Source organism: Embleya sp. L77, from assembly GCF_055557415.1.
On sequence record NZ_CM145709.1, the window covers coordinates 6,607,523 to 6,633,089 of the forward strand.

Sequence of the window (25,567 nt, forward strand, 5' to 3'; positions counted from 1 at the left end):
CCCGAGGGAATTGCCGGAGATACCCTCGGCTGCCTAGAACTGCCTCATGAGCACGACGACCCGGCCCCCCGGCCCGGACTTCCCCGCCGAGTTGCGGCGCTGGCGCACCGCCCGGCGACTGAGCCAACTCGAACTCGCCGCCCGCGCGGAGACCTCCCAACGGCATCTCAGCTTCATCGAAAGCGGCCGATCGCGCCCCGGCCGAACCATGATCATCCGACTGGCCGAGTCGCTCGGCCTGTCCCTGCGCGAGCGCAACGCGCTGCTGCACACCGCCGGATACGCACCGGTCTTCCCCGAATCGGACCTGGATGCGCCGATGTTGCGCCCGGTCCACGACGCGCTGCGTGCGGTGCTCGAAGGCCACCTGCCCTACCCGGCGATGGTGCTGCGCCCGTACGGGCAGATCGTCGCGGCGAACGCGGCGATCGACGTGCTGACCGAAGGAGCGTCCGCGGACCTGCTCCGCGCCCCGATGAACATGCTGCGGCTGATGCTGCATCCCGAGGGCATGGCACCGCGGGTGCGGAACCTGAACGCGTGGGGCCACCACGTACTGGAGAACATGCGCGCCCAGGCGCTGCGCAGCCCGGACCCGCTGCTGGACGCCTTCATCGAGGAGCTGCGCGGCTACGTCCCGGACGCCGAACTGGGGCCCGACCACCTGGGTTTCGCGGTCCCGCTCCGCCTGCGCGACCCCGAGGGCCCGGGCGAACTGCGCCTGCTGACCACGCTGACGTCCTTCGCCACGGCCACCGATGTCACCCTCGCCGAACTGCACCTGGAGGCATTCCTCCCCGCCGACGAGGCCACGGCCACGGCATTGCGCCGTCGGGCGGCCGAACGCTCGTGAGCCCAGCCCCTTCCCCCTACCGCCGGCGCGTCGGCCGCACGGCGGGAGAACGCGAAACCGCCGTGCCGTCCCGATAAGGGGACGGCACGGCGGCTTCGTCGAGCACGACGCCTCGGGCTCAGAAGTCCTCGTCGAAGGACACCGAGCCGGTGACCGCGACCTGGTAGGCGGAGACCCGCCGCTCGAAGAAGTTCGAGAGTTCCTGTACGTCCTGAAGCTCCATGAACCCGAACGGGTTCGCCGAGCCGTAGACCGGGGCCATGCCGAGCTGGGCCAGCCGCCGGTCGGCCACGTGCTCCAGGTAGGAGCGCATGTCCGTGACCGTCATCCCGGACACGCCGCCCTGGAGCAGGTCCTCGGCGAACGCCGTCTCCGCCTCGACCGCCTCGGCCAGCATGCGCCGGACGTCCTCGGCGAGTTCGTCGTCGAACAGGTCGGGCTCCTCGGCCCGCACCGTCTCCACCACGGCGAACGCGAAGTCCATGTGCGCCGACTCGTCGCGGAAGACCCAGTTGGTCCCCGAGGCGAGCCCGTTGAGCAGGCCGCGCGAGCGCAGGAAGTACACGTACGCGAAGGCGCCGTAGAAGAACAGGCCCTCGATACACGCCGCGAAGCAGATCAGGTTGAGCAGGAACTGCCGCCGGTCCTCCCGCGATTCGAGCCGGTCCAGGCCCATCGCCGAGTCGATCCAGCGGAAGCAGAACTCCGCCTTGCGCCGGATCGACGGGATGTGCTCGACCGCGGCGAACGCCTGCTCGCGCTCCTCGTGGTCGGGCATGTAGGTGTCGAGCAGGGTCAGGTAGAACTGCACATGGACGGCCTCTTCGAAGAGTTGCCGCGACAGATACAACCGGCCCTCGGGTGAGTTGATGTGCCGGTACAGGTTCAGTACCAGGTTGTTCGCCACGATCGTGTCACCGGTCGCGAAGAACGCGACCAGGCGCTGCACGAGGTGCCGCTCCGCCGGGCTGAGCTTGTCCAGGTCGGCCAGGTCGCTGTGCAGGTCGACCTCTTCGACCGTCCACGTATTGCGGATCGCCGCGCGGTACTTCTCGTAGAAGTCCGGATACCGCATCGGGCGCAGCGTGAGGTTCATTCCGGGATCGAGCAGGCTCACGTGCACGCCTCACAGGCTTCGGGGTTCTCCAGCGAGCAGGCGATGACCTCCAGGTCGGAGATCTCCTCGACCGGCGCGGCCGAGGCCTGCGCCGGCACCGTCGCCTGCTGGATCCGCGTCGCGGGGCGCGAGCGCAGGTAGTACGTGGTCTTGAGACCGGTGGACCACGCGTAGCGGTACATCGAGGACAGCTTGCCGATGGTCGGGTCGGCCATGAACAGGTTCAGCGACTGCGACTGGTCGATGTACGGCGAGCGGGCCGCCGCCAGGTCGATCAGCGCGCGCTGCGGCAGCTCCCACGCGGTGCGGTACAACTCGCGCACGTCCTCGGGGAGTTCGGCGATGCCCTGGACCGAGCCCTCGGCGCGCTTGATCCGGTCGCGGACCTCGGGGGTCCACAGGCCGCGGGCCTTGAGCTCGCGCACCAGGTAGGCGTTGATCTGGAGGAACTCGCCGGACAACGTCTCGCGCTTGAACAGGTTCGACACCTGCGGCTCGATGCACTCGTAGGCGCCCGCGATCGAGGCGATGGTCGCGGTCGGTGCGATCGCCACGAGCAGCGAGTTGCGCAGGCCGTGTTCGGCGACCCGGTCGCGCAGCGCATCCCAACGCTTGGTTTGGGTCGGGTGGACGCCCTCCCACAGGTCCGGCTGGAGCCGACCGCGCGCGGCGTGCGTCTCGGCGTAGGCCGGGTGCGGGCCGTGCACCTCGGCGAGCGCCGAGGAGGTCTCCAACGCGGTGAGGTAGATCTCCTCGGAGATCAGCGTGGACAGCTCGCGTGCCTCGACCGAGTCGAACGGCATGCCGAGGGTGAAGAACACGTCCTGCAGGCCCATCAGACCCAGGCCCACCGGGCGCCAGCGCGGGTTGGACGCGGCGGCCTGGTCGGTCGGGTAGTAGTTGATGTCGATGACCCGGTCCAGGAAGACCACCGCGGTGCGGACCGTCGCGCGCAGCTTGTCCCAGTCCATGCCCTCGCCGGCGACCACGTGCGCGCCGAGGTTGACCGAGCCGAGGTTGCACACGGCCGTCTCGCCGTCGCTGGTGACCTCCAGGATCTCGGTGCACAGGTTGGACAGGTGCACCACGTTGCCCGGCTCCGCGGCCTGGTTGCAGGTGCGGTTGGCCGCGTCCTTGAAGGTCATCCAGCCGTTGCCGGTCTGCGCGAGCGTGCGCATCATCCGGGCGTACAGGTCGCGCGCGGGCATCTGCCGGACGAACCGGCCGTCCCGCTCGGCGGCTTCGTAGACCCGGTCGAACTCGGCGCCCCACAGATCGGGCAGTTCGGGCAGCTCGTTCGGGTCGAACAGCGACCAGACGCCGTCCTCCTCGACCCGGCGCATGAACAGGTCCGGCACCCAGTTGGCCAGGTTGAGGTTGTGCGCGCGGCGCGCGTCCTCACCGGTGTTCTCGCGCAGTTCGAGGAACTCCAGGATGTCCGGGTGCCACGTCTCCAGGTACACGCAGGCCGCGCCCTTGCGCCGGCCGCCCTGGTTGACCGCGGCCACCGACGAGTCGAGCGTCTTGAGCCACGGCACGATGCCGTTGGAGTGCCCGTTGGTGCCGCGGATCAGCGAGCCGCGCGAACGCACCCGCGACCACGCCACGCCGATGCCGCCGGCGAACTTCGACAGCCGGGCGATCCGCCCGTACATGTCGTAGATCGACTCCAGCTCGTCCTTGGGCGAGTCGAGCAGGTAGCACGAGGACATCTGGGTGTGCACCGTGCCGGAGTTGAACAGCGTCGGCGAGCTGGGCAGGTAGGCGAGCGAGGACATCAGCCGGTAGAAACCGATCGCCTCGCCGGGCTCCTGGGCCAGGCCGCACGCCACACGCAGCAGGAAGTGCTGCGGCGTCTCGACCACCTTGCGCGAGACCGGGTGGCGCAGCAGGTAGCGGTCGTACACGGTGCGCAGGCCGAAGTACTCGAAGCGACGGTCGCCTTCGACGTCCACGGCGGCGTCCAGCTCGGCGGCGTGCTTCGCGACGAACGCCGCGGTCTCCGCGCCGATGATGCCCTCCCGGCGACCGAGCGCGATGCCGGCGCTGAACGAGGTGACGCCGGCCGCCAGGGCCTCGTCCGCGATCCGGCCGGCGAGCAGCCGCGCGGCGAGCCGCGAATAGGCGGGCTCCTCGGCGATCAGCTCGGCGGCGGTACGCACCGCCAGGTCCGCGGCGGCGCCCTTGTCCGCGCCCTCGTTCAGGCCCGCGACGACCCGGCGGACGACCCGATCCGGATCGACCTCCGGCAGATCGCGCGCCTGGGTGCGCACCAGGGTTGCCAGTTGGTCCTCGGGGCTTTCGTCGATCCGCATCCGGGTCGCGCCCACGCTGTCCACAACGGTCACGTGCTCTCTCCTCGCGAGCTCGTACGTACAGGTGACCCCGCGCCCGAAGGCACGGGCAGCCGGCAGGTATTCGGACTCGCGGGCATGCCGGGGCACCACCGGGCACGGCGTGCTCGGCGGGCCGCGGAGTACCTAGTGGTCGTCGCTTCCCGAATGCCTCTCGGCGTTCGGCGCTCCATGACGACGTTCGTTCCCGCTCACCGCTGCGGGGCAGTTCCGGCTTCACACCGGATTCCCTCTCGCGTCGCCCTTCCACTGAAGGAACGGCGAACCAGCTGCGTCGCAGAGCATATATGTAGTGGCCGGGTGGTCGTTGCACCCCCAGGTGTTGTGTCGTGTCGCGGTTCTCGGCGTACCACGGATCACCGCCGGCGGGCACGCCCCCGGCGGTGCGGCCCCCGGGCGCCGGGTGCGCGGTGCCCGGCGGGCGGTGCGGGGCCGTATCCCCGCCGGATACCCGGCACGACGGTACTCGCGTGCACCGCGTCGAGCGGTCGCGCGACACGCCGGGCGGCGCGGTGTCGTGGGACCTGCCGAATCCGCGCGAGGGCGGCGGCCGGGGTGACCCGAGAACGGGTCGCCGCGCCGCGCTCGGCGGGCGGCGGAGGCGGTCGGGCGGTGCGTCGCGGGCGCGGGCGGTGCGCGGGCTCAGGGACGGCCGGTCCGAGGCCCCGAGTGCGGCGGGCGGGCGTGTCGGGCCGGGCGGTCGTGCGGTCGGTCCACCGGTCGCGGCACCTCCCGGCCCGAGTCGCGCCACTCCGCGACCAACGCCTCGTAGACGGGGGTCTCGATCGTCTCGGTGGGCCACGGCCCGAACGGGGCCCGCAGGATCTTCATGCCGATCCAACCGCGCGAGGGGGCGTGAAGTAACCACCAACCGGGTGATGCCACTCGGTCGATTGACGTATCGACTCGGATATAGGTAGTCGAAACGGACCCGACTCGCCCGGGAACGCGAGAACCCGGGCTCCAGGCATCGCGCATCGGGCATCGGTGGACGGCGCGCCGTCGCGCGGGGTCGCCGACCCGGGCCGGCTCACGCCGGCGGCGAGGAGCCCCGTCCCTCCGGGCCCGCCGGGGCTTCCGGGGCCGCGCGGCCCTCGGCGGCCCCGCCCGCGCCCGAGGAGTTCGGATCGCTCGCCGCGCGGAGTTCGGCGAACGCCTCGCCCAGCGCCGCCGCCGTCCAGTGCGCGTTCAGGCCGCTCGGGTTCGGCAGCACCCAGATCCCGGTGTCGCCGATCCGCTCGTGCTGCCGGCCGACCACCGCCTTCGGCCGGCCGAAGCCGGTCCGGTAGGCGCCGATGCCCAACACCGCCAGCCAGGCCGGTCGGTACCTGTGCACCCTGGCCGTGAGCGCCGCGCCGCCCGCGATGTACTCGTCCCTGGTCAACTCGTCCGCGCGGGCGGTGGTGCGGGCCACCACGTTGGTGATGCCGAGACCGAGCGCGAGCAGCTCGTCCTGCTCGGTCGGAGCGAGCAGGCGAGGTGTGAACCCGGACGCGTACAGCGCGGGCCAGAACCGGTTCCCCGGACGGGCGAAGTGCCGGCCGGTGGCGCCGGACCACAGGCCCGGGTTGATCCCGCAGAACAACACCCGCAGGTCGGGCCCGATGACGTCCGGGATGCTGCGCCCGTGTGCGGCGGCCAGCTCGGCGGCGGTGGGATTGCGGCCCGGCGGGATGGGCAACACGAGCGGTTTCGCGGGGCCCGGCTCGGGCTCTTTCGCGGCGCTCACGGTGCCTCCGCGATCAGCGCCGTGCCCACCGACCGGAAGCCGAGTCGGCCGTACATGCGCGCCACGTCCTCGTCGCCCGCCGACAGGAACACCGTGTCGTTCCCGCCGTCGAGCGCATGCCCGGCCAGCTCCCAGGTCACCGCCGCCGCGAGGCCGCCGCGTCGGGCCGCGGGGAGGGTGGCCACGCCGACGATCTCGGCCGTGTCGTACAGGTGCTGGTAGCTGCCCACGCACAAGGGTCCGGCCGGGCTGTACGCGGCGAACATCACCGTCTCGCCGGAGCGCAGCCGCTCGTTGAGGTAGGACAGCAGGTTCGGGTCCTGGCCCAGGGCGGTGGTGTCCCGCTCGGTGGGGCCGTCGGTTCCGAAAGCGGTGCCCGGGTTGGCGAACCCGACCGTCGCGACGCTGTGCACGATCGCCAGATCGGTGGCGTCCGCCCGGACCCGACGCACCGTCACCAGGTCCGGCAGGTCCGGGCGTTCGGTGGGTCGTTCGGTGGGGTCGAGCACCATCAGCGGGTGCTCGTGCACGTGCAACTCGGCCTCGATCGCGGCTGCCCGCAGCGTCGGGGTGGTCTCGTCGACCCATTCGAACGACTCGGGCACTTTCAACTCTCTCTGCCGCGCCCGCACCGCGCGGACGTCCGCGGCGGTGGGCTCGACGGAGCTGCCGAGCGTGGGTCGTGCGTAACGGGGCCATCCCTGGCCCTCCCGGATGAACAGGGTCAACCCGCCGAACGTCTCCGTACGCGTGGCCCGGCGAGCCACCGCGTCGTAGAACGTCTCCAACTGGGCGCGCACCTCTGCGGCGGACTTCGGCATGCGGGCCAGTGTGACACGCCCGTCCGCTTCGATTCCGGCCGGTGGGCCCGGCGGGGACGGGTCGAGCACGTGGCGGTCGGCACCCTTGGGGCCGGGCCGACACGCGCTCGCGCCGGTGGTCGGACGGCAGGTGACACGGGCCCGCCCGCGGGCGGTAATTCCGTTGGACCGAGCGATGGTGCGGCACACAATGGCGGGCATGGCCATTTCCCTGCACCACATCGTCATCGACGCACACGATCTGCCGGGCCTGGCCCGTTTCTGGGCCGACGTCCTGGGGTGGGAGATCCTGTCGGAGCGCGAGCGCGAGGTGGTCATCGGGACCGAGCCGGGCGCGCCGATCGGCATCTGCTTCATGCCGGTCACGGATGTCAAGACGATCAAGAACCGGCTGCACCTGGACCTGACCCCGGGTGCCGGACCCGGCGAGCGGGAGGCGGAGATCGAGCGGGTCGTCGCGCTCGGCGCCCGCCGCGTGGACGTCGGCCAGACCGGCACCGAATCGTGGACCGTACTGGCCGACCCGGAGGGCAACGAATTCTGCGTCGTGCGGGCCAAGCAGACCCTGATCGGATGAGCACCGCGCCCGCCCGACCGCGGGGATGAACACGAGGTCGCCGTACGGGTTTCGGGGAGCCGCGCGCGAGTTCGACCCCGGGAGCCGGGGCGCGCGCGCCGGATTCGCCTGCGAGCGCGGCGCGTTCGCCCCGGTCGGTCGGATCAGGCCGGGTTGCTCGGCGGGTTGCCCGGGCCCTGCCCGCGACCGCCGCGGCGGCGGCCGAGGCGGTCGCGCACGAGCCGACGGCCCTGCTCGACCTGTTGCGGATTGCGGCGGATGTAACTCTGGATCTTCTTGAGCGTCTTCGACAGCGAACTCATGTCGTGATCCCTCCCTGAAGCCCGGACAGACGGGCCCGGCGCCCCCGAGGGCGCCGATATCAGGTATTTGCCCGAGTCCGGCCCGCATACGCGGTCGGTGTTGCCGCAATCGGCCCGATTCGGGCCGTCGTCGGCCCGGTAGCCTGCCGACATGTCGCACGTGATCTCGGTGAACCTTGCCCGGCCACGCCCCAATCCGGCCAAGTCCGGCGTCGGGACGACCGGGATCGACAAACGACCCGTCGACCATCCGGTCGCCGTGCGCGCCCCCGGATCCGGACCCGGGGGACTGGGCAGCGGGCTGGTCGGCGACGGCGTGTACGACCGGCACAATCACGGCGGGAACGATCAGGCCGTCTACGCCTATTCGCGCGAGAACCTGGACGTGTGGGCGCGGGAGCTCGGGCGCGAGCTGGGCAACGGCAGCTTCGGGGAGAACCTCACCACGTCCGGCCTGGACCTGGAGGCCGCGCTGATCGGCGAGCGTTGGCGGGTGGGCGAGGCCGGAGCGCTGTTGGAGGTGTCCCTCCCGCGCATACCGTGTGCGACCTTCGCGCTGTGGCTGGACGAGCGCCGATGGGTGCGCAGGTTCACCGAACGCGCGCTGCCCGGCACCTACCTGCGGGTGATCGAACCGGGCGAGATCGGCGCGGGGGACGCGATCACGATCGTCTCCCGCCCGGCCCACCACGACCTCACCATCGGCGAGTGTTTCCGGGCCCTGACCACCGAGGCCGACCTGCTGCCCCGACTGCTCGACGTCGCGGAACTGCCCGACTACGTACGCGAGGTGGCCCACAAGCGCACCACCGCGATACCCGCGCCGGAGCTGTTGCCCGCACCGGGCGCCGAGTAGCCGGCCCGCCGCGCGGCCCGCCCGTCCCCGCCGCGGTGCCCGGTCGGTCCGGAACGGTGCGTGGCGCCTGGGGTCACGCAGCCGCCGGGTGGCTGCGATCGGTGGCCAACTTGACCGCGAGCCCGCCCAGGACGGTGCCCATCACGTAGCGCTGGATCCGCAGCCAGGACGGCCGCCGGGCCAGGAACACCGCGATCGTGCCGGCCGCCAGGACCAGGATCGTGTTCACCGCGAGGCTGATCAGAATCTGGATCGTGCCCAGGGCGAATCCCTGGAGCAGCACGTGTCCGGCGGAGGGGTCGACGAACTGCGGGATCAGCGACAGGTACATGATCGCGGCCTTGGGGTTCAGCAGGTTCGTCAGCAGACCCATCGTGAACAGCCGCCGATTCGAGTCCGGGGCGAGTTCCTGCGGGGCGAACGCCGAGATGCCACCCGGCCGCAGCGCCTGCCACGCGAGCCAGCCGAGGTAGGCGGCGCCGGCGAGCTTGACCGCCGTGTACAGCTCCGGTACCACCAGGAACACCGCGGACAGGCCGAGGTTGGCCATCGACATGTAGATCAGGAAGCCCAGCCCCACACCGAGCAGCGACACCAGGCCGGCCCGGCGACCCTGGGTGATGCTGCGCGAGGTCACGTACATCATGTTCGGCCCGGGCGTCAGCACCATCCCGAGCGCCACGGCGCTCACCCCGAGTATCGCGCTGGTCTCGATCACACTCGCCCCCGCAGGTGGTACGGGCGGTGGCCGCAATCCCCGCCGCCGCTGTTCGCTGGTCGGGCAATTCTGTCCGGTCCCCGCTTTTCCCGGCAACCGGGTTGTCCGGTGGTCGCCGGCGCACGGGCCCGGCCCCCTCGCCCCGGATCCGTGAGCCGGTGGATGTGGCGGGGACGGTCTTCGCCGCCCCGCCGACCGCCGCGACGAGGGCGTGTGGGTGGACACCCGCCGGCGGGAAAAAACCCGTGGCAGGCTCGGCGCCCATCCGTCATCCTGGTGCGCGATGGGGATGATGGACAGCATGGCCGCCAAGGTGGCGCACGGCGCCACCGTCGAGTTTCGCCCGCGCGGGGCCTCCATGGTTCCGCTTATCCGCAGTCGCCAACTCGTGACCGTCGCGCCGGTCGACCCGGCCCGCCTCGAAATCGGCGACATCGTGCTCGCCCGGGTCGCCGGAAAGATGTACCTCCACCTGGTCTCCGCGCTGGACGACACCCGCGCGCGTGTGCAGATCAGCAACAACCGGGGCCGCGCCAACGGCTGGACGTCGCAGGCCCGGGTGTACGGGATCTGCGTGTCGGTGGACGGCGTCCCACGCCCGGGGGCGTCCCGGAAGGTGCGCGCGCCCGTGTCGATGGAGTAGTGCGCGCCGCCGGCGGCGGCTCGGCGTGCCTCGGTGCGTCGGGAAAGGTTCGGCTCTGCCGGGGCGCGCGGGTCTCGCGCACCCGGTCGCACACGATCCACGACCCCCCGATGGGGTTGGTCCGGCGCGCTTCCAGGTAGAGATTCAGCCATGAAGAAGCTGATCAATGCCGCCCGTGACGTCGTTCCCGAGATGCTCGAAGGCTTGGCCCTCGCCCATCCCGACATCGCGCTGCTGGCCGATGCGAACGTCGCGCTGCGAGCCGACGCCCGGGCCCATGCCGAGCGCGGCCGAGTCGCGGTGATCTCCGGCGGGGGAGCCGGCCACGAACCCGCGCACGCCGGGTACGTCGGGCCCGGGATGCTCACCGCGGCCGTGTCGGGGGACGTGTTCACCTCACCGTCCACCGACACCATCCTGGCCGCGATCCGCACCGTCGCCGGGCCGGCGGGCGTGTTGCTGGTGGTCAAGTCGTACACCGGGGATCGGCTCAACTTCGGGCTCGCCGCCGAGTTGGCGCGGGCCGAGGGGATCGCGGTCGAGACCGTCGTGGTCGCGGACGACGTGGCGCTCGCGAGCGGCGACGACACCGCGGGACGGCGGGGCATCGCCGGAACGGTGTTCGTGCACAAGGTGGCCGGCGCGGCGGCGGAGGCCGGCGCGAGTCTGGCCGAGGTCAAGGCCGAGGCCGAGGCGGCGGCGGGCGCGGTCGGCACGATGGGTGTGGCACTGACCCCGTGCACGGTGCCGGCGGCCGGCCGACCCGGGTTCGAGCTCGGCGAGGGCGAGGTCGAACTGGGCCTGGGCATCCACGGCGAGGCGGGTGTGCGGCGGGACAAGATCGCCTCCGCCGACAAGTTCGTCACGGAACTGCTCGACCGGATCGTCGCGGAGACCGGCCTCGCGGCCGGCGACCGGGTCGCGTTGCTGGTGAACAACCTCGGCGGCACCCCCACGATGGAGCTGGACATCGTGCTGCGGGGCGCGGTGCACGACCTCGCGGGTCGGGGCCTGGTCCTGGAACGGGCCTGGCGCGGCTCGTTCCTGACCGCGCTGGAGATGGCCGGCATGTCGTTGTCCCTGCTCCGGGTCGACGACGCGCGGTTGGCCCGACTGGACGCGGCCACCTCGGCTCCCGCCTGGCCGACCCCGGTGGCGGGCCGCGTGGGTGAGGTCACCGTGCTGCCGGCCGCGCCCGCGCCCGGCAGCGCCGACGCGGGCACCCCGCTGACCGAACCGACCTCCCTGACCCGGGCGATCGAGGCCGTGTGTGCGGCGCTGACCGAGGCCGAACCGCACCTGACCGAGCTGGACCGGATCGTCGGCGACGGCGACCTGGGCATCAGCCTCGCGCGCGGGGCCGAGGCGATCGGGCGCGAGTTGCCGGGCTACGGCGGCGGTTCGCCGGCCGCCGTGCTGCGCGGCCTGGCGGACACCGTGCGGCGGGCGCTCGGCGGCACGTCCGGCCCGCTGTACTCGGTGCTGCTCCTGCGTGCGGCCTCGGCCGTGGCGCAGGACACCGGGCCGCGCGGGTGGCGCGAGGCCCTGGCCGCCGGCGCGCGGGCGATCGGCGAACTCGGTGGTGCGCAGGTCGGCGACCGGACCATGCTGGACGCCCTGGTACCGGCCGGCGAGGCGCTGGCCGGCGGTGCGAGTCTGGCCGAGGCGATCGACGCGGCCGTGGCCGGCACCGAGGAGACGGCCGGTCACAGCGCCCGTCGGGGCCGCAGCAGCTACCTCGGCGACCGCGCGATCGGCACCGTCGACCCGGGCGCCGAGGCCGTGGTGATCTGGCTCCGCGCGATTGCCGCATCGCTGGACGGCGAGACGAAGACCGGGTAGCGACCGACCCGGCCGGGCCGCACACACCGCGCCTTCGGGCGCACCGAATCGCAACGGCGCCCCGGCCGGGATCCGCCGTCCGCCCGGCCGGGCAGGGGAGTTCGAGCCGCCCCTTCGGGGGCGCCGCCCCGGATCGTGTCCGCGACCGGGCCGGACCCGTCGGCGCGGGAGGCTTGTTTACGTTCGGGAACCTCGGTGCGCGGGAGGCCCGTTCGCGCTCCCGAACCCCGCTGCGTGGGCGGCCCGCTCGGGTTCACTCCGCCATCGCCGTCGCCGCGAGGTCGCGCAGGCACTCGTACGCGACCTGGAGGAACGGCGCCCGCGGCCCCGCCGCCGTGTTCGCCAGCGCCGTCAGGGCGACCCCGGCCTGGGGGCTGAAGCCGACGAACGCGGTGAAGCCGCGGGTCGCCCCGCCGTGGAAGAGCAGATCGTGCCCGGTTTGCGGGCGCAGGTTCCACACCAGACACAGCCGATCGTCGGTGTGCGGCGCGATCAGCCTGGGACGGTGCACCTGGACCAACGCCTCGGCGAGCGAGGCGGGTTGCACGTCCGCCGGATCCAGGTGCGCGGCCAGATACCGGGTCAGGTCCGTCCCGGTGCTGCGCAGCGCCCCGGCCGCCGGCAGCCCCGGCATTCGCCACGGCGGCCGGGGTCGGCCGCGCAGATACCCGGTCACCTGCGGCCCGTTCGGGTCGCACGTGGTCATCGTCAGGCCCAGTGGCACGCCCAGCCGGGAGACCACCAGATCCGGGTAGGGCTGCCCGGCGGCACGCGCGAGTGCGTGTCCGAGCAGGCCCACGCCCAGGTTGGAGTAGGACACCCGGGTGCCCGGACGCGAGTGCGGCCGGGCCCGCCCCAGCAGCGCGAACAGGCGCTTTTCGTCGTAGCCCGCGTAGGGGTTCGAGTACCACGCCGGCAGCGCGGTGCGCAGCGAGCCACGCGGGAGCCGCGGCAGCCCGGAGGTGTGCGTGGCCAGGTGCAGCAGGGTGATGTTCGAGGACCAGCGCGGGCGCGCGGTCGGCGGCAGGTAGGTGATCAGCGGATCGTCCAACCGCGCCTCGCCGCGGGCGACCGCGTCGGCGAGCAGCAGTGCGGTGAACGTCTTGGTCACCGAACCCAGTTCGAAGCGGGAGTCGGCGTCCACCGCCGTTCCCCGACACACCACCGAGTGTTCGCCCGCCCGGATGGTGGCCACCACGAGCGCACCCGCCGCCGGGGCGGCCCGAAGCAGCGGCGCGATCGGCGCCGCGTTCGCCTCGCTCACCCGAGTGCGGGGGCAGGCGCGGCCTGATCGGCCGGCGGCGGCGTGCCGCGCAACACGTGCGGGGCGAATGCGTCGGAGCCCAGCACGCGCAGGCCGGGCAAGTCGGTGTTGGGGTCGTGGCGTTCGGCCGAGCGAGGATCGGCGGGGGCGAATCCGGCGGGTACGACCGTGCCCTCGACGTCCATGAGGACGCCGAGGGCACGGCCTGCCACTCGCTCGACCGCCGCCGTGTCGTCCTCGTGTGGCGAGGTGTCGGCGAAGGGCATGGGTGTGATCAACTTCCCGTCGGAACAGGTGATGTCACGGACATCCGGGCCGGCCCAACGCTCCTTCGGGGGCTTCGGCGACGGCAGCAGGCCGAGCACCAGCAGTCCGGCACCGATGATCTTCCGGTGCGAACAGCGGCGCGTCACTGATGGTCGTCTCCCCCTCGATCATGAGCGTCGCGACGGCACCCGCCCGGGTCGGCGTGACCGACGCGGGCTGACGGATGTGTCGGGTAAGCATCGGGTGCTCCCTCGTCGTGACTCCACCGCCGGGCTCGGCGATGCCCCCGTGTCTCGACCATAGGCAATTTTTGGGATGATTTGCATCATTTGATGACGAGTCGCGTGTCCTGCTTCCCTGTTATGCGCGGGCGCGTTCGGGGCGCGTGCGCGGAGTTTGCCGCGACCGGGTGAATCGGTGCCCACCAGGGGCGTTTCGGCGTCGTTCAGGGGGTGATCCGGGCCAGGGCGCCGATTTCCAGAGCGACCCAGATGGCGCCGTCCGGACCCTGGACGAGGCCGTGCGGTTCGGCCTCGGGGGTCGGCAAGTCGTACTCCGTCAGAGTGCCCTCGACGGAGAGTCGGCCGACCCGACCGGTGCCCCATTCGGTGAACCAGCAGTGGCCGGCCGTGTCCAGTGCGACCGCGTGCGGGCGAGACTGCGGGTCCGGCAGCGGGAATTGGTGGTACTCCCCGGTGGGGCCGAGCCGCCCGATCGCGCCGGCGCCGATCTCGGTGAACCACAACGAGCCGGCCGCGGACGCCGCGATCCCGACCGGGGCGGCGCCCTTGGTGGGCAGCGGATGCACGGTCACCTCGCCGGTCGTGCCGATCCGCCCCAGTGCATCGGCGGCGTTGAGGGTGAACCACAGCGCGCCGTCGGCGCCGGCGGTGATCGCGGACGGGAACGCGTCCGCGATCGGCAGCGCGAAGTCGGTGACGTTGCCGGCCGGGTCGATCCGGCCGATCCGGTTCGCGGCGGTCTCGGTGAACCACAGCGCGCCGTCCGGCCCGGAGGTGATGCCGAACGGGCCGGATCCCGGGGTGGGCAGGTCGAAGTGGGTCACCGCGCCCGCGGTGTCGATCCGGCCGATCCGATGCGCCTTGTACTCGGTGAACCACAGCGCATCGTCGGGGCCCACGGTCAGTACGGTCGGTCCGCATGCGGGGTCGCCGAGATCGTGGGAGGTGTGCGTCCCGGTCGGGTCGAACCGGTCGATCCGGCCCGCGTGCACGAGGGTGAACCACAGTGCGCCGTCCGGGCCCAGGGTGATCGCGTACGGGCCGGACTCGGGCCCGGTGAGCGGGAATTCACGGATGGTGGCGGTCGTCATGCGAGCGTGTTCCCTCGGTCGGGCGGATCGGGCGGAGGTGAGGCGATCGGGCGGGGGCGGGGGTGGAGCATTCGTTGCCGCTAATGCAACCTGGTTGCGTTAGAATGAGTGTGACGGATGGAGAGGAACTAATGCAACTGGGTTGCTTTTGGTCGGCCCGGATGTCGGCGGCACGGATGCCGATGCGGATCCCGGTGGGGTCGGCGCGGTCGGGGTACGGCGCGTGAGCGGCGTCGGCGGGGTGCGGCCGGGTGGGCGGACCGCGCGGACGCGGGACGCCGTGCGGCGGGCCACGTTGGCCGAATTGGCGGACAAGGGCTTCGACGGACTGACCGTGGAGGCCGTCGCCGCGCGCTCGGGGGTGCACAAGACCACGGTGTATCGGCGCTGGCGGAACGCGGCCGGGCTGGCCGCGGACGCGTTGGATCTGGCGGCGGAGGAGGCGTGGCCGCTCCCGGACACCGGCACCGTGCAGGGTGACCTGCGGGCGATCACCGCGATGGTGGTGAGCGGCTTCGAGGACCCCGAACGCGGGCCCACCGCACGGGCGTTGGTGGTCGCGGCGATGCACGAGCCGATCACGGGCGAAGCCCTGCACGGGTTCCTGGTGGGGCGGCTCGCGCAGGCCGAGGAGGTGGTCGAACGGGCGATCGCTCGGGGCGAGTTGCCGGTGGGCACCGATGCGGGCGAGGTGGTGCGCACGGCCGTGGGCGCGCTCTACTACCGGTTGTTCATCACGAACGAGCCGGTCTGCGCCGGGCAGGCGCGGCGCTGCGCGGATGCGGCGGTGGTGGCGGCGCGGGCGGGGGTCTTCGTACGCGAACAGGCGTGAGCGGGCCGCTGTCGCGGGGGCGGGCCGTGGTGGAAACCGCCCCGACGGCCGACGAGCCGGTCGAGCGCGTGCCGCGGGAGACACTCGACGACGACCGGGCCCGGTCCAGGGCCGGGCCGCAGCTTCGTTCGGCGGCGGGTGGTCAGCAGAACTCGTCGAGCAGGCGGTAGAACCGCAGGCGCTTCGGGTCGAGGGTGCCCTGCGGGTCGTAGCGGGCCAGGAAGCGGGCCGCGTGGGCGGGGGAGTACTGCGCGTTGTCGTCGTCGAGAAGGCTGCGGGTGAGCAGGGCCGGGTCCGCGTGCCGGTCGGTGCGGCCCAGTCGCCCGAGGTCGATCAGGCCGGTCAGGCGCAGCGTTTCCGGGTCGAGGAGGATGTTGGGCGGGCAGTAGTCGCCGTGGCCGACGACCGGGTCCTCGTCGGCCGGGGTGGTTGCGACCAGTTCGGCCAGGAGTTCGGCACCGGTGCGGCCGACGAGGTGTTCGTCCAGGTCGTCGAGGTCGACCAGGCCGGCCGCGAGCGCGTGCTCGGCGGCCGGGATGGTCACCGCCAGGGTGCGGTCGAACGGGCAGTCCGCGAGCGGGAGTTCGTGCAGGGTGCGGGCCATGTCGGCGATCGCGTCGACGACCGCGTCGCGCCGGTCGACGGGCCACAGGTCGGCCGCGGAGCGGCCGGGCACGGCGCGGGTGAGCAGCCAGCCGCCGGGCGCCTCCACGTCGTGGTCGAGGATCTCGGCGACGGGGATCCCGTGCTCGGCCGCCCACAGGCCGCGGGCCACCTCGGCGGAGAGATGGAACCCGGAATCCGGATGCGCGCTCGGCGTGCCGATCTTGAGGTAGAACTCCTCACCGTGCCGACGCAGCCGATGCACATCGGCTCCGGACGCGCCGACCGTGACCGGCTCCCACGTATACGCCGCGAACCGGCGCCGAAGATCGTTCGTCACCCCGCCATCCTCACCCGCCGGGCGCCTTCCCGCCGGCGAATTTCCCCGCCTGCCCCCGGGCTTTGCGGGTGAGCCCGGAAGCGGCACGACGAGCCCACGACGGACCGTGCGAACTCGTCGTGTGCCCGGCGGGGTTCGTGGTCGACCGGGGGGTTCGGTGCTCGGGTCAGAGTTCGAACCAGCCGGTGTGCACGTGCCAGTGTCGGCCGGCGCGGATGTGGTCGCCGATGGCGCGTTGGAGGGTGGTGTCGCGGGGGAGGGACGCGAGGGGCAGGTCGGGGTCGCCGAAGACGAAGCCGATCGGAGCGGCGTCGTCGGGGCTTCGGTCGTCCGACTCGGCGTACAGATGGAAGCGGCGCTGGAAACGGATGATGTTGGAGTGCTCCGGCAGGTATTCGCGCAGTTGCGGATCCAGCAGCCACGAGCCGCACACCGCGAGTCGGTAGCGCTCGGTCGGGTAGTGCCGCGGGAAGAACTCGCGGGCCAGACGCAGCGATTCGTCGCAGGCCGCCGGGGTCAGCGGGCCGTGGAAGTCCGGGATGTGCAGCGCGAGCGCGGGATCCTGCGGTCGGTACGACAGGCCCCGTTCGGCAGCGCTCGTGGCGGCCCGTTGCAGCACGAACGAGCGTTGGAATTGCAGCCGGCCCAGCTGATAGAGCTCACCGCGAAAGTGCAGTTTGGGCCAGTGCAGTGCGAACAACCCTCCGATGCCGAGCCGGCGCCGGTGCACCGCGACATGCCGGCCGAGATCGGCGAGCGTGCGGCGGGAGACCTCGTCGGGGATGCCGAGGGAGCGATGGTAGGCCAGCACGAACGGGCGCGCCGCGATGAACACGTACACGTGGAACCAGCGCCCGACCGGACCCCAGGCGGCCGGCGGCGGCGGGACTTCCAGGTGCTGCTCGACCGTGCCGATGCCCGCGATCAGTGCCCGGACGGCCCGTTCGAACACCTCGCGCAGCTCCGGATCGGCGAGCAGTGCCGCCCGGGTCGCGACGAGTTCGTTGAAGTCCTCGTGCGGGACGGACAGGTCCAAGAGGGTCGCGACCAGGTCGTCGTCCGCGGGCAGGACCACCTCGACGCCGGTTGCGAAGTCGGCCAACCCGTCCACCCACGCGGCCGACCGCGGATCCGCACGCAGTGATTCCAGGCCGCCCGGCGCCGAACCGTTCGACCGGCTCCGATCGACGTCCGAGCCGGCCCCGGCCCTTGCACCGCGCCATCGCCGGCCCGCGGACCCGCGCCACCCGGTCACGCGGTGGGTGTGCGTAGATCGATGGAACAGAAGACCTTGTCGTAGCGGGCCGAGCCGACCGCCACGAAGTCGTGCAGCCGGCCGTACTCGACGAAACCGAGCGAGCGGTACAGGTGCAGTGCGTTCGCGTTGTCCCCGCGGGCGTCGAGGGTGAGGATCTCGATCGCTTCGGCGCGCGCGTCCTCGATCAGCGCCGTGGTGAGCAAGCGGCCGATGCCGCGACCGTGCGCAGACGGGGCCACCGCGAGCTTCTCCAGGTCGGCATTCGGGCGATGGGTGGGCCGGGTGTAGCGGCGCCAGTAGCCGAAGCCGAGCAGTTCCTCGCCCGCGTACGCGAACCGCACCGACGCGTTGCCGGCGCGCTGGGCCGCGGCCAGGTCGGTGAGCAGCGCGGCCACCTCGGCACGCGGGGGCGGGGCGACCCAGCCGAGTGCGGCGCCGCCCAGGACCAGCTCGGCCAGGATCGTGTGCACCGGCTCGACCGCCTGCTCGACGGTGTCCGGTGCGCGCAGCACGATCGGCCGCTCGTCCGCGTCCTTGTCGGGGTTCGCGTTCGTACCCGCCGTGGTGGTCCCGGCTGAGGCATCCGCGTTCGTGTTCACCGTCACGGACGCAAGGCTATTGAGTCCGGGCGGATCGTGGGGAGCGGGGCCACCGGTCGGATCCGGCAGACTGTGCGGGTGAGTGGAACCGTATTGGTCCTCGGGGGCCGCAGTGAGATCGGGTTGGCGGTCGCCGAGCGGCTGGCCGCGCGCGGGGCGCGCACCATCGTGCTGGCGGCGCGCCGCAGCTACGACCTCGACGACGAGGAGGCGCTGCTGCGCAAGGCCGGCGCCCGGCACGTGGATCGGGTCGAGTTCGACGCCGACGACCTGGCCGGGCATCGGCCGATGCTGGACGAGGTGATCGCCCGGCACGGGCCGCTGGACATCGTGGTCACCGCGTTCGGCATCCTCGGTGATCAGCGCCGGGCCGAACTGGACGCGGCCCACGCGGTCGCCGTCGTGCACACCGACTACACGGCGCACGTGAGCATCCTGACCCACCTGGCCACGGTGCTGCGCGCGCAGGGGCACGGCCGGTTGATCGTGTTCTCGTCGGTGGCGGGCGTACGGGTGCGGCGCGCGAACTACGTGTACGGCTCGGCCAAGGCCGGTCTGGACGGCTTCGCGAGCGGCCTGGCCGATGCGCTCGCGGGCAGCGGGGTGCGCCTGCTGCTGGTCCGGCCCGGTTTCGTGGTGGGTCGGATGACCGAGGGCATGTCGCCCGCACCGCTGTCCAGCACCCCGGACCAGGTGGCCGACGCGACGATCCGGGCGCTGTTGCGCGGCAAGGGCGAGGTGTGGGTGCCCGCCGTGCTGCAACCGGTGTTCGCGGGCATGCGGGTGATGCCGCGGCGGCTGTGGCGCAGGTTGCCGCGCTGAGCAACCGTGGACGTGGTCGGTGGCGGCGGCACGGTGGCGGCGGTTGCTGCCGGAGGTCGTCGCGGGGCCGACGCCCGGGTCGTCGCAGGATCTCGCGGTGATCAGAACAGCAGCGTGTCCGTGTCGATCGTGGTCAGGAAGTCGTCCAGGGCCTGGAAGGTTTCCCACTCCGGTCGTCCGGAGGCGGTCGCGAGCAGCGTGACCAGGGCCTGTTCCAGCTCCGCGACCCGCTTGCCCTTCCAGGCCTTGTCGGCCAGGCTCACGAGCAGTTCGTCCGGATCGTTCGGATCCCACGCTGCGTGCGTGCGGGCGAAGCGGGCCCGGGCGGGCGGTACACCCTGGGCGGTCAGCAGGTCGTAGCCGGCCTGCTCGTGGCACGAACCTGGCCCGGCCAGCTCCGCCGGATGCAGGGTCTTGCCGATGTCGTGGGTGGCGGCGCCGAACAGCACCGCGTCGCGGTCGAAGGCCAGGCCCGGGTGGTTCGCCGCGACCCAGTCGCAGAGCCGGTAGGCGACGTCGTGCACGATGCGCAGATGTTCGACCAGGCGCGGACAGGGCGTGAGTTGATCCAGGAGGACGGCCACTTCGGCGGGCAGCGGACGGAGCTTGGCGGAGGTCACCCGCACAGGGTAAGAGTCCTGTCCGACATCAGGAAGCGGGGCCGCCCAGGGCCAGAGTCGCCGCGTCGCCCATGACCACGATCGGGTGAGCCGCCGGATCCAGTGCGCGCAGCAGCTCGGGCAGCGCCTCCTGCGGCAGCGTCACGCAGCCGTGGGTGGGGCCGTCGTGGTCGATGTGCAGCCAGATGCCACCGCCGAACTCGTCGCCGCGCGGGCGGGTCGGGTCCAGGGGCGAGGTACCGCGAATCCGGTTGTAGTCGATCGCGATCACGTGGTCGAAGGTGCCGGCGAGCGGTTCGCCGGCGAGCCCGGTGCCCTCGATGACGAAGCCGTCGGACCGGTCGTAGGAGAGCCTGGTGCCGGGGTCAGGGCGCAGGCCGCCGGCGTCGGTGAGGGTGAAGACGCCGATCGGCGAGCGGAGGTCGCCCTCGCGGTGGTCGGGCGTCCAGCCGAGCCGGCCGTTGCGCGCGGGGTGTGTGCACTCGATGTGCCAACCGCTCGATTGGCGGGTCCAGAACGAGGCCATGGCGCGGTCGCAGTCCGGGTGTTCGCCGACGACCAGCAACAACTGGGTGGTCTCGGCCGGGATTTCGGCTTCCCAGCGAGGGCCGATGCCGGCCGGGACGGTGACCGGGAGCGGCGGTTGGCCCGGGAGCGGAACGGCGTTCGGGTCGGGGCTGGGACCGCCGGCGGTACCCGCGAACGCGCCGGCGTCGTTGCCGTGACCGGATCCGGCGGCGGAGGCGTTCCGGGCGGCGGGCACGGCCATCAGGGCGAGTGCGATCGGTGCGGTGCGGAACAGCGAACGTCGGGAGATCGTCATTGGGCCACGACTACCCGCTCTCCGTGACCTATTCGTGCACGGTGGTGGGTGTGTTCGAGGGCACCACTCGGTCGGCCCTGTCGGGGACCACTCGTTCGGGGACGCTTCGGTGGGTCTGCCGAGGGCTGTGCGGTGGGTGTTGCGATGGCTCCGGGGCAGGCGCTGCGGCGGGCGTTGCGGCGGGCGAAGTGCCTGCCGCGGCGGAAACGGCGACGGGGCCGGTGGTCGGGTGCGGGCGGGCCGGTGGGATGGTCGAGGGAAGCGGATGTCGGAAAGGGGAGCGATGCGGGTCGGCGTGCTTGGGGTCGGGCGGATCGGGGCGTTTCACGCACGGGCGCTGAGTGGGATGGAGGCGGTCGAGCGGGTCGTGGTCGCGGACGCGGACCACGGGCGGGCCGAGGCGTTCGCCGCGCAGGCCGGAGTCGAGGCGGCGCGGGTGCCCGAGCTGTACGGCGGGATCGACGCGGTCGTGATCGCGGCGCCGACGGCGGTGCACGTGGAGCTGTTGCGCCGGGCGGCGGACGCGCGGTTGCCGATCCTGTGCGAGAAGCCGATCGCGCTCGACCCGAAGATCGCGCGTGAGGTCGTCGAGTACGTGCAGGCCCGCGGCGCGGAGCTCCAGGTGGGCTTCCAACGCCGGTTCGACCCGATGTACCTCGCGGCTCGGGCGGCGGTGCGCGCGGGCACGCTCGGCACGCTGACCAGGGTGCACGCGGTGAGCGTGGACCGCCGGCCGCCGCCGCCCGAGTTCGTGCCGACCTCGGGCGGCATCTACCGGGACACGCACATCCACGACTTCGACATCGTGCCGTGGGTCACCGGCGTGCCGATCGTCGAGGTGACCGCGATCGGCGCGAACCGGGGCGCGGCGGTGTTCCGCGAACACGAGGACGTGGACGTGTCGGCGGTGCTCTTCCGCCTCGCCGACGGCACCCTCGGCACCGCGCACGCGGGTCGGCAGCACGAGCCGGGATACGACGTACGCCTCGAACTGGCGGGCACACACGGTACGCACGCGTGCGGCGGCGTCACCGAGGGCGACTTCCTGACCCGATTCGGCGACGCGTACCGCGCGGAACTCGCCGCGTTCGTCGCCATGGCCGCGGGCCGAATCCCCAGCCCGTGCCCCGGCCCGGACGCCCTCGCGGCCCAGGCCGTCGCCGAGGCGTGCGTGGTGTCCCGCCGGGAGGGACGCCCGGTGCGGGTGGGGTAGGTCCCCGACCGTCCCGAACACGACTGCCAGGGCTCGCCGCCGGCTCGGGGCGGGCCGTGGCTACGGGAGGGTGAGGATTCGGGGGCCTTGCTCGGTGATGGCGATGGTGTGTTCGAAGTGGGCGGCTCGGGAGCCGTCGGCGCTGTGGATGGTCCAGCCGTCCTTGGCGGTGAAGCAGCGGTCCTTGCCGCCGGCGATCAGCATCGGCTCCAGGGCCAGGGTCAGCCCCGGGCGCAGCAGCATGCCTCGACCCGGGCGGCCCTCGTTGCGTACGTGCGGGTCCTCGTGCATCGTGCGGCCGATGCCGTGGCCGCCGAGGTCCTGCGGCATGCCATAGCCGGCGTCGCGGGCGGCCGCGCCGATCGCGGCGGAGATGTCGCCCAGGCGCCCGCCCGGCACGGCCGCCGCGATGCCCGCCTCCAGCGCGCGCCGGGTCGCGGCGATCAGGTCGGTGTCGCGCGGCCGCGGGGTGCCCACGGTGAAGGTGATCGCGGCGTCGCCGGTCCAGCCGTGCAGCGTCGCGCCGAAGTCCACGCTCAGCAGGTCGCCGTCGCGCAGCCGGTAGTCCGTCGGGATGCCGTGCACCACCACGTCGTTGACCGACGCGCAGATCACGCCCGGAAACGGCACCGGCGCGAACGACGGCTTGTAGCCCAGGAACGGGGACGTGGCTCCCGCCTCGCGCAGCACGGCGTGCGCGACCTCGTCCAGCTCCTTGAGCGACACGCCGACGGCGGCGACCTTGCGGGTCGCCTCCAGAGCGTTCGCCACGATCCGGCCGGCCTCGCGCATCGCGGCGATTTCGGCTCGGGTTTTGATCTCGACCACGACGTCCCCTCCTGGACCAATTCTTATACCGGTATTAGTATCACGAGCATGGTACGAACCCCACTGACCCCGCTGGAGCGCGAGCGCGGCCTGCATCTCGGCGCGTTGTTGCGCGGCGCACGCGGCGAGCGCAGCATCGGCCACGTCGCCATCGCGGCGGGTCTGTCCCCGGAAACGCTGCGCAAGATCGAGACCGGCCGCGCTCCCACGCCCGCGTTCTTCACGATCGCCGCGCTCGCCCTCGAACTGGGTCTCTCCCTGGACGAGGTCGCCGCGGCCTGTGTGATCCCAGATCCGGGCGCGCTCTCCGCGTAGGGCCGGTCGGGGCTCGGGCCCAGTCGGTAGGAGGCCGCCCGGTCGGCGGATCAGCGCTCTCCGTCGGCCCGCCGCCCGCCGGTTCGGCGCAGCGGGCCGACGGCTCACCCGAGGGGCCGGGCCGACGACTCACCCACGCGGGGCGGGTCGGCGACGCACGCGCGGGAGCGGGGCGGGGCGGCGGCTCCCCGCGGAACGCGGATGCCCTGCTGCGCCTCCGCCCGCTCCCGCCCGCCCTCGGTCAGCGGCCCGCTCGCGCGATGCCGAGCAGTTCGCGACCCCGTTCCGGAGTGCACAGCGGGCCCAGGGCCGGGTCGCCGAGCAGCGCGACCGGCGCGATGTGATCCGGCCCGAGCGGCTGCCAATGCACCAGCCCGGCCAGCACCGTGCGCCACGCCGCGTCCCCCGCACCGGACTCGGCCGACGCGCGCGCCTGCGCGAGCACGTCCGCCCACGGGCCCTTCGGGCCGCCATCGTTGCGCGCCGCGCCGTCGAACCGCTCGCGCAGCTCGTCCAGTTCGCGCTCGAAGATGCTCCGCGCCAGGGCCGGCCGCCGCTCGCCGCGGTCCAACGCGCCGAAGGCCGGCACCAGTTCGCGGCCGATCAACACGCGTCGGGCCGGATCGTCCTGCTCGCCGCGCACGATCGTGGCGAAGGCCCGTTTCGCCTCCACCGACCCGCCGAGCAGCGCGTGCAGTTGGAAGCGCAGCAGCTCCGCCCGAAACCGGCCGAACGCACTTCCCTCCTCGAACACCGCGAGCGGCTCGTCCACCGCGCCCGCCAGGCACGCCACCCTGGCCTCCTCGATCCGCGCCTCCCACGCCCGGGACGTCGCGTTGTCCGGCTTGCGCAGCCGGTGGAACGAGCGGTACTCGTTGCGCATCAACGCGGCGAACCCGGCGTAGCGCCGCGGCGCGTCACCGGTCCACGAGGCATGGAAGTACGCCGTCCACTCCCCGTCGGCGTCCACCTCGCCCGGATCCAGCAGCAGCACCGCGGCGTCCCCCTCCAGCGAGATCTGCACCGCGCGGCGGAAGACGGCGCGGAAGTGCTCGTCCTCCTCCAGACCGAGCAGAATCCGGCACCACTGGGGGGACAACTCGTGGAACCGGCCGACCTGTTCGGTCGAGCCCAACGCGTAGATGAACTCGCCGACGTTGCGCCACCCGTCGCTGACCGCCAGGAACGAGCGGTACGACGGTGGCAGCGGCTGTGCCAACCGCTCCTCCAGCGCGCGGATGCGCTCCTCGCCGGCCGGCGCGAACCCGAGCCAGCCCGCCGCCCGCGCCGACTGCGGGAAGACCTCCACCTCCTCCGGCTCCAGTGCGTCGATCCACTCCTCGCTCCACGTCCGCAAAAACGGAAGCCAGTCCATCCCACTCACCCGATCCCCCATGCACGCCACTGTTCGAACACATAGTCCGGCGGCACCAGATCCTGCCAACGATCGGTGACGGGCGTTACGCCGAGGGCCGTTCGGGACTCGGGTCGCGTCGTCGGACCAGGGTCGGCGCAGGGCCGGCGGCGGCCGGGTGGGCGCCGCGACGCCGAATGTCACCGCCGGTCGCGGCGTGCCCGAGCACGCCGCCGAGCAGCGGCGGGATCGTGGTCGAGGGTGTGCGGTTCGAGCGTCGGCGGCGTTCCTGGCAGGCTTGGCCTCGGATCGCCACGTGGTGGCCGAGGCGGCGACACCGCGGCTCGGTCGCACGCGGAGCGACCCCCGACGAACAGGAGCCCCGTCCGTGCCCGTCCCCATGCCGAACGACGAGACCCTCGCCTGGCTGCGCGACATCGTCGGCGACGTCCCGATCGAGCCCATGGGCGAAGGCGCCAACCGGCTCTACGTCGTCGGCGACCTGGTCCTGCGGGTCTTCCACGACGCCGATCGGCTTGCCGTCGATCCGTGGTACCGGCCGGAGCGGGAGGCCCGGGTCCTGGGGCTGCTCGCCGACACCGCCGTCCCCGCACCGGAGCTGATCGCGGCCCGACTCGACGGCCCGACCCCGGCGCTGCTGACCTCGCGCCTTCCCGGCACGCCCGAGCCGCCCGCCGATCCGGCCGTACTGCTGTCGTGCGCCGCCGAGTTGCTGGCGGCCATCCACGCGGTGGACCCGACCGGTGCCGACCCGGTGGAGTACGCGCCCTACTACGACCCGGCGGTCGACGGTGCGCGGGCCGTGCCCACCTGGACCACGCGCCCGCACGTGTGGCAGCGCATGTTCGCCGCGCTGGCCGAGCAACCCCCGTACGCGGCACCCGGTTTCATCCACCGGGACTTCCACGCCGAGCAACTCCTGTGGCTGGGCGAGCGGATCGCCGGTGTGGTGGACTGGACCACCGGGTGCGTCGGTCCGCGCGGCATCGACCTGGCGCGGTTCCGGCTCAATCTCGCGCTGAGCCACGGGGTGGCCGTGGCCGAGGACTTCCTGCCCGCGTATGCGAAGGCGTCCGGCCGGACCGACGACCACCACCCCTACTGGGATCTGCTCGACGCCGGCGACGCGCTGCTCGACTGGCCGGAGCCGCAGACGCGCGAGGAAGTCGTCGAGTGGCAACGCTTCGAGGCGTGGGTGGGACGCGCGGTACGGACGCTGCCCGGGGGCTGACCCGGCCGAGGAGCCCGCGGTCGGGGCCCGGG

27 protein-coding genes and 1 riboswitch are annotated in these 25,567 nt (G+C 72.7%); of the genes, 10 read left to right on the forward strand and 17 right to left on the reverse strand.

All coding sequences use genetic code 11. From position 1 onward, the window contains the following. Window positions 1-46 precede the first annotated feature (46 nt). Window positions 47-853 (forward strand): helix-turn-helix domain-containing protein, encoded by an 807-nt coding sequence (locus tag ACZOOI_RS28085; RefSeq protein WP_465278441.1) that lies wholly within the window; start codon window positions 47-49, stop codon window positions 851-853. A 118-nt stretch (window positions 854-971) separates the two neighbouring features. On the opposite strand, the gene ACZOOI_RS28090 is transcribed toward ACZOOI_RS28085, so the two are convergent. The 5 genes from ACZOOI_RS28090 to ACZOOI_RS28110 all read right to left on the reverse strand — a co-directional run bounded on the left by ACZOOI_RS28090 (window position 972) and on the right by ACZOOI_RS28110 (window position 6,874). Beyond that, window positions 972-1,949 carry a ribonucleotide-diphosphate reductase subunit beta gene (locus ACZOOI_RS28090; protein WP_391582446.1) on the reverse strand — a complete coding sequence of 326 codons (978 nt, stop codon included), beginning with the start codon at window positions 1,947-1,949 and terminating at the stop codon, window positions 972-974. A gap of 17 nt (window positions 1,950-1,966) precedes the next feature. Further along, window positions 1,967-4,285: a ribonucleoside-diphosphate reductase subunit alpha gene (locus ACZOOI_RS28095; RefSeq protein WP_465281303.1), complete on the reverse strand. Its 2,319-nt coding sequence runs from the start codon at window positions 4,283-4,285 to the stop codon at window positions 1,967-1,969. A 77-nt stretch (window positions 4,286-4,362) separates the two neighbouring features. Continuing rightward, window positions 4,363-4,609: riboswitch (cobalamin riboswitch) on the reverse strand. 357 nt (window positions 4,610-4,966) lie between these two features. Next, window positions 4,967-5,155, reverse strand: a complete 189-nt coding sequence (locus ACZOOI_RS28100; RefSeq protein WP_465278442.1) for a hypothetical protein — start codon at window positions 5,153-5,155, stop codon at window positions 4,967-4,969. Window positions 5,156-5,354: 199 nt separating this feature from the next. Then, entirely contained in the window at window positions 5,355-5,999 is a 645-nt protein-coding gene (mug, locus tag ACZOOI_RS28105) for a G/U mismatch-specific DNA glycosylase (protein WP_465281304.1), read from the reverse strand. A gap of 50 nt (window positions 6,000-6,049) precedes the next feature. Further along, the gene (locus ACZOOI_RS28110) at window positions 6,050-6,874 is read right to left on the reverse strand and encodes a GNAT family N-acetyltransferase (RefSeq protein WP_465278443.1); all 825 of its coding nucleotides are present in this window, start codon (window positions 6,872-6,874) and stop codon (window positions 6,050-6,052) included. 199 nt (window positions 6,875-7,073) lie between these two features. Here ACZOOI_RS28110 and ACZOOI_RS28115 point away from each other — a divergent pair, with 199 nt between their 5' ends. After that, window positions 7,074-7,451 (forward strand): VOC family protein, encoded by a 378-nt coding sequence (locus ACZOOI_RS28115; RefSeq protein ID WP_465278444.1) that lies wholly within the window; start codon window positions 7,074-7,076, stop codon window positions 7,449-7,451. Between the two features lie 143 nt (window positions 7,452-7,594). Here the strand turns inward: ACZOOI_RS28115 and ACZOOI_RS28120 are convergent, their stop codons facing one another. After that, window positions 7,595-7,753: a hypothetical protein gene (locus tag ACZOOI_RS28120; RefSeq protein WP_465278445.1), complete on the reverse strand. Its 159-nt coding sequence runs from the start codon at window positions 7,751-7,753 to the stop codon at window positions 7,595-7,597. A 151-nt stretch (window positions 7,754-7,904) separates the two neighbouring features. Here ACZOOI_RS28120 and ACZOOI_RS28125 point away from each other — a divergent pair, with 151 nt between their 5' ends. Then, a complete protein-coding gene (locus ACZOOI_RS28125; protein WP_465278446.1) occupies window positions 7,905-8,609 on the forward strand; it encodes an MOSC domain-containing protein in 705 nt (234 codons plus the stop codon). A 73-nt stretch (window positions 8,610-8,682) separates the two neighbouring features. Here ACZOOI_RS28125 and ACZOOI_RS28130 read toward each other — a convergent pair whose 3' ends face one another. Next, window positions 8,683-9,327 carry a LysE family translocator gene (locus ACZOOI_RS28130; protein WP_465278447.1) on the reverse strand — a complete coding sequence of 215 codons (645 nt, stop codon included), beginning with the start codon at window positions 9,325-9,327 and terminating at the stop codon, window positions 8,683-8,685. A gap of 301 nt (window positions 9,328-9,628) precedes the next feature. Between ACZOOI_RS28130 and ACZOOI_RS28135 the strand changes: the two genes are divergently transcribed. Continuing rightward, window positions 9,629-9,970, forward strand: a complete 342-nt coding sequence (locus ACZOOI_RS28135; RefSeq protein WP_391582191.1) for a S24/S26 family peptidase — start codon at window positions 9,629-9,631, stop codon at window positions 9,968-9,970. 150 nt (window positions 9,971-10,120) lie between these two features. Further along, on the forward strand, window positions 10,121-11,812 hold the full coding sequence (locus ACZOOI_RS28140; RefSeq protein WP_465278448.1) for a dihydroxyacetone kinase family protein: 1,692 nt from the start codon (window positions 10,121-10,123) through the stop codon (window positions 11,810-11,812). A gap of 253 nt (window positions 11,813-12,065) precedes the next feature. On the opposite strand, the gene ACZOOI_RS28145 is transcribed toward ACZOOI_RS28140, so the two are convergent. The 3 genes from ACZOOI_RS28145 to ACZOOI_RS28155 all read right to left on the reverse strand — a co-directional run bounded on the left by ACZOOI_RS28145 (window position 12,066) and on the right by ACZOOI_RS28155 (window position 14,676). Next, window positions 12,066-13,076: a serine hydrolase domain-containing protein gene (locus ACZOOI_RS28145; RefSeq protein WP_465278449.1), complete on the reverse strand. Its 1,011-nt coding sequence runs from the start codon at window positions 13,074-13,076 to the stop codon at window positions 12,066-12,068. Next, window positions 13,073-13,489: a hypothetical protein gene (locus tag ACZOOI_RS28150; RefSeq protein ID WP_465278450.1), complete on the reverse strand. Its 417-nt coding sequence runs from the start codon at window positions 13,487-13,489 to the stop codon at window positions 13,073-13,075. The genes ACZOOI_RS28145 and ACZOOI_RS28150 overlap by 4 nt, the downstream gene beginning before the upstream one ends. Window positions 13,490-13,788: 299 nt before the next feature. Further along, the gene (locus tag ACZOOI_RS28155; protein ID WP_465278451.1) at window positions 13,789-14,676 is read right to left on the reverse strand and encodes a Vgb family protein; all 888 of its coding nucleotides are present in this window, start codon (window positions 14,674-14,676) and stop codon (window positions 13,789-13,791) included. Between the two features lie 223 nt (window positions 14,677-14,899). Here ACZOOI_RS28155 and ACZOOI_RS28160 point away from each other — a divergent pair, with 223 nt between their 5' ends. Then, window positions 14,900-15,508 (forward strand): TetR/AcrR family transcriptional regulator, encoded by a 609-nt coding sequence (locus tag ACZOOI_RS28160; protein WP_465278452.1) that lies wholly within the window; start codon window positions 14,900-14,902, stop codon window positions 15,506-15,508. A 142-nt stretch (window positions 15,509-15,650) separates the two neighbouring features. On the opposite strand, the gene ACZOOI_RS28165 is transcribed toward ACZOOI_RS28160, so the two are convergent. The 3 genes from ACZOOI_RS28165 to ACZOOI_RS28175 form a co-directional block, all read right to left on the reverse strand. After that, on the reverse strand, window positions 15,651-16,451 hold the full coding sequence (locus ACZOOI_RS28165; protein WP_465278453.1) for an APH(3') family aminoglycoside O-phosphotransferase: 801 nt from the start codon (window positions 16,449-16,451) through the stop codon (window positions 15,651-15,653). A 166-nt stretch (window positions 16,452-16,617) separates the two neighbouring features. Next, a complete protein-coding gene (locus ACZOOI_RS28170; protein ID WP_465278454.1) occupies window positions 16,618-17,553 on the reverse strand; it encodes an acyltransferase domain-containing protein in 936 nt (311 codons plus the stop codon). A 149-nt stretch (window positions 17,554-17,702) separates the two neighbouring features. Then, window positions 17,703-18,314 (reverse strand): GNAT family N-acetyltransferase, encoded by a 612-nt coding sequence (locus ACZOOI_RS28175; RefSeq protein WP_465278455.1) that lies wholly within the window; start codon window positions 18,312-18,314, stop codon window positions 17,703-17,705. Between the two features lie 72 nt (window positions 18,315-18,386). Here ACZOOI_RS28175 and ACZOOI_RS28180 point away from each other — a divergent pair, with 72 nt between their 5' ends. Continuing rightward, window positions 18,387-19,130, forward strand: a complete 744-nt coding sequence (locus ACZOOI_RS28180; protein ID WP_465278456.1) for an SDR family NAD(P)-dependent oxidoreductase — start codon at window positions 18,387-18,389, stop codon at window positions 19,128-19,130. Between the two features lie 101 nt (window positions 19,131-19,231). On the opposite strand, the gene ACZOOI_RS28185 is transcribed toward ACZOOI_RS28180, so the two are convergent. After that, window positions 19,232-19,756 carry an HD domain-containing protein gene (locus ACZOOI_RS28185; RefSeq protein ID WP_465278457.1) on the reverse strand — a complete coding sequence of 175 codons (525 nt, stop codon included), beginning with the start codon at window positions 19,754-19,756 and terminating at the stop codon, window positions 19,232-19,234. A gap of 22 nt (window positions 19,757-19,778) precedes the next feature. Beyond that, the gene (locus ACZOOI_RS28190; protein WP_465278458.1) at window positions 19,779-20,573 is read right to left on the reverse strand and encodes a L,D-transpeptidase family protein; all 795 of its coding nucleotides are present in this window, start codon (window positions 20,571-20,573) and stop codon (window positions 19,779-19,781) included. 229 nt (window positions 20,574-20,802) lie between these two features. Between ACZOOI_RS28190 and ACZOOI_RS28195 the strand changes: the two genes are divergently transcribed. Further along, a complete protein-coding gene (locus ACZOOI_RS28195) occupies window positions 20,803-21,786 on the forward strand; it encodes a Gfo/Idh/MocA family protein (RefSeq protein WP_465278459.1) in 984 nt (327 codons plus the stop codon). A 60-nt stretch (window positions 21,787-21,846) separates the two neighbouring features. On the opposite strand, the gene map is transcribed toward ACZOOI_RS28195, so the two are convergent. Further along, window positions 21,847-22,614: a type I methionyl aminopeptidase gene (gene map, locus ACZOOI_RS28200; protein ID WP_465278460.1), complete on the reverse strand. Its 768-nt coding sequence runs from the start codon at window positions 22,612-22,614 to the stop codon at window positions 21,847-21,849. A 48-nt stretch (window positions 22,615-22,662) separates the two neighbouring features. Here map and ACZOOI_RS28205 point away from each other — a divergent pair, with 48 nt between their 5' ends. Continuing rightward, window positions 22,663-22,929 carry a helix-turn-helix domain-containing protein gene (locus ACZOOI_RS28205; RefSeq protein WP_465278461.1) on the forward strand — a complete coding sequence of 89 codons (267 nt, stop codon included), beginning with the start codon at window positions 22,663-22,665 and terminating at the stop codon, window positions 22,927-22,929. 241 nt (window positions 22,930-23,170) lie between these two features. On the opposite strand, the gene ACZOOI_RS28210 is transcribed toward ACZOOI_RS28205, so the two are convergent. Continuing rightward, window positions 23,171-24,325 (reverse strand): SMI1/KNR4 family protein, encoded by a 1,155-nt coding sequence (locus ACZOOI_RS28210; RefSeq protein ID WP_465278462.1) that lies wholly within the window; start codon window positions 24,323-24,325, stop codon window positions 23,171-23,173. Between the two features lie 346 nt (window positions 24,326-24,671). Here ACZOOI_RS28210 and ACZOOI_RS28215 point away from each other — a divergent pair, with 346 nt between their 5' ends. After that, window positions 24,672-25,535 (forward strand): phosphotransferase family protein, encoded by an 864-nt coding sequence (locus ACZOOI_RS28215; RefSeq protein ID WP_465278463.1) that lies wholly within the window; start codon window positions 24,672-24,674, stop codon window positions 25,533-25,535. Window positions 25,536-25,567: the final 32 nt, after the last annotated feature.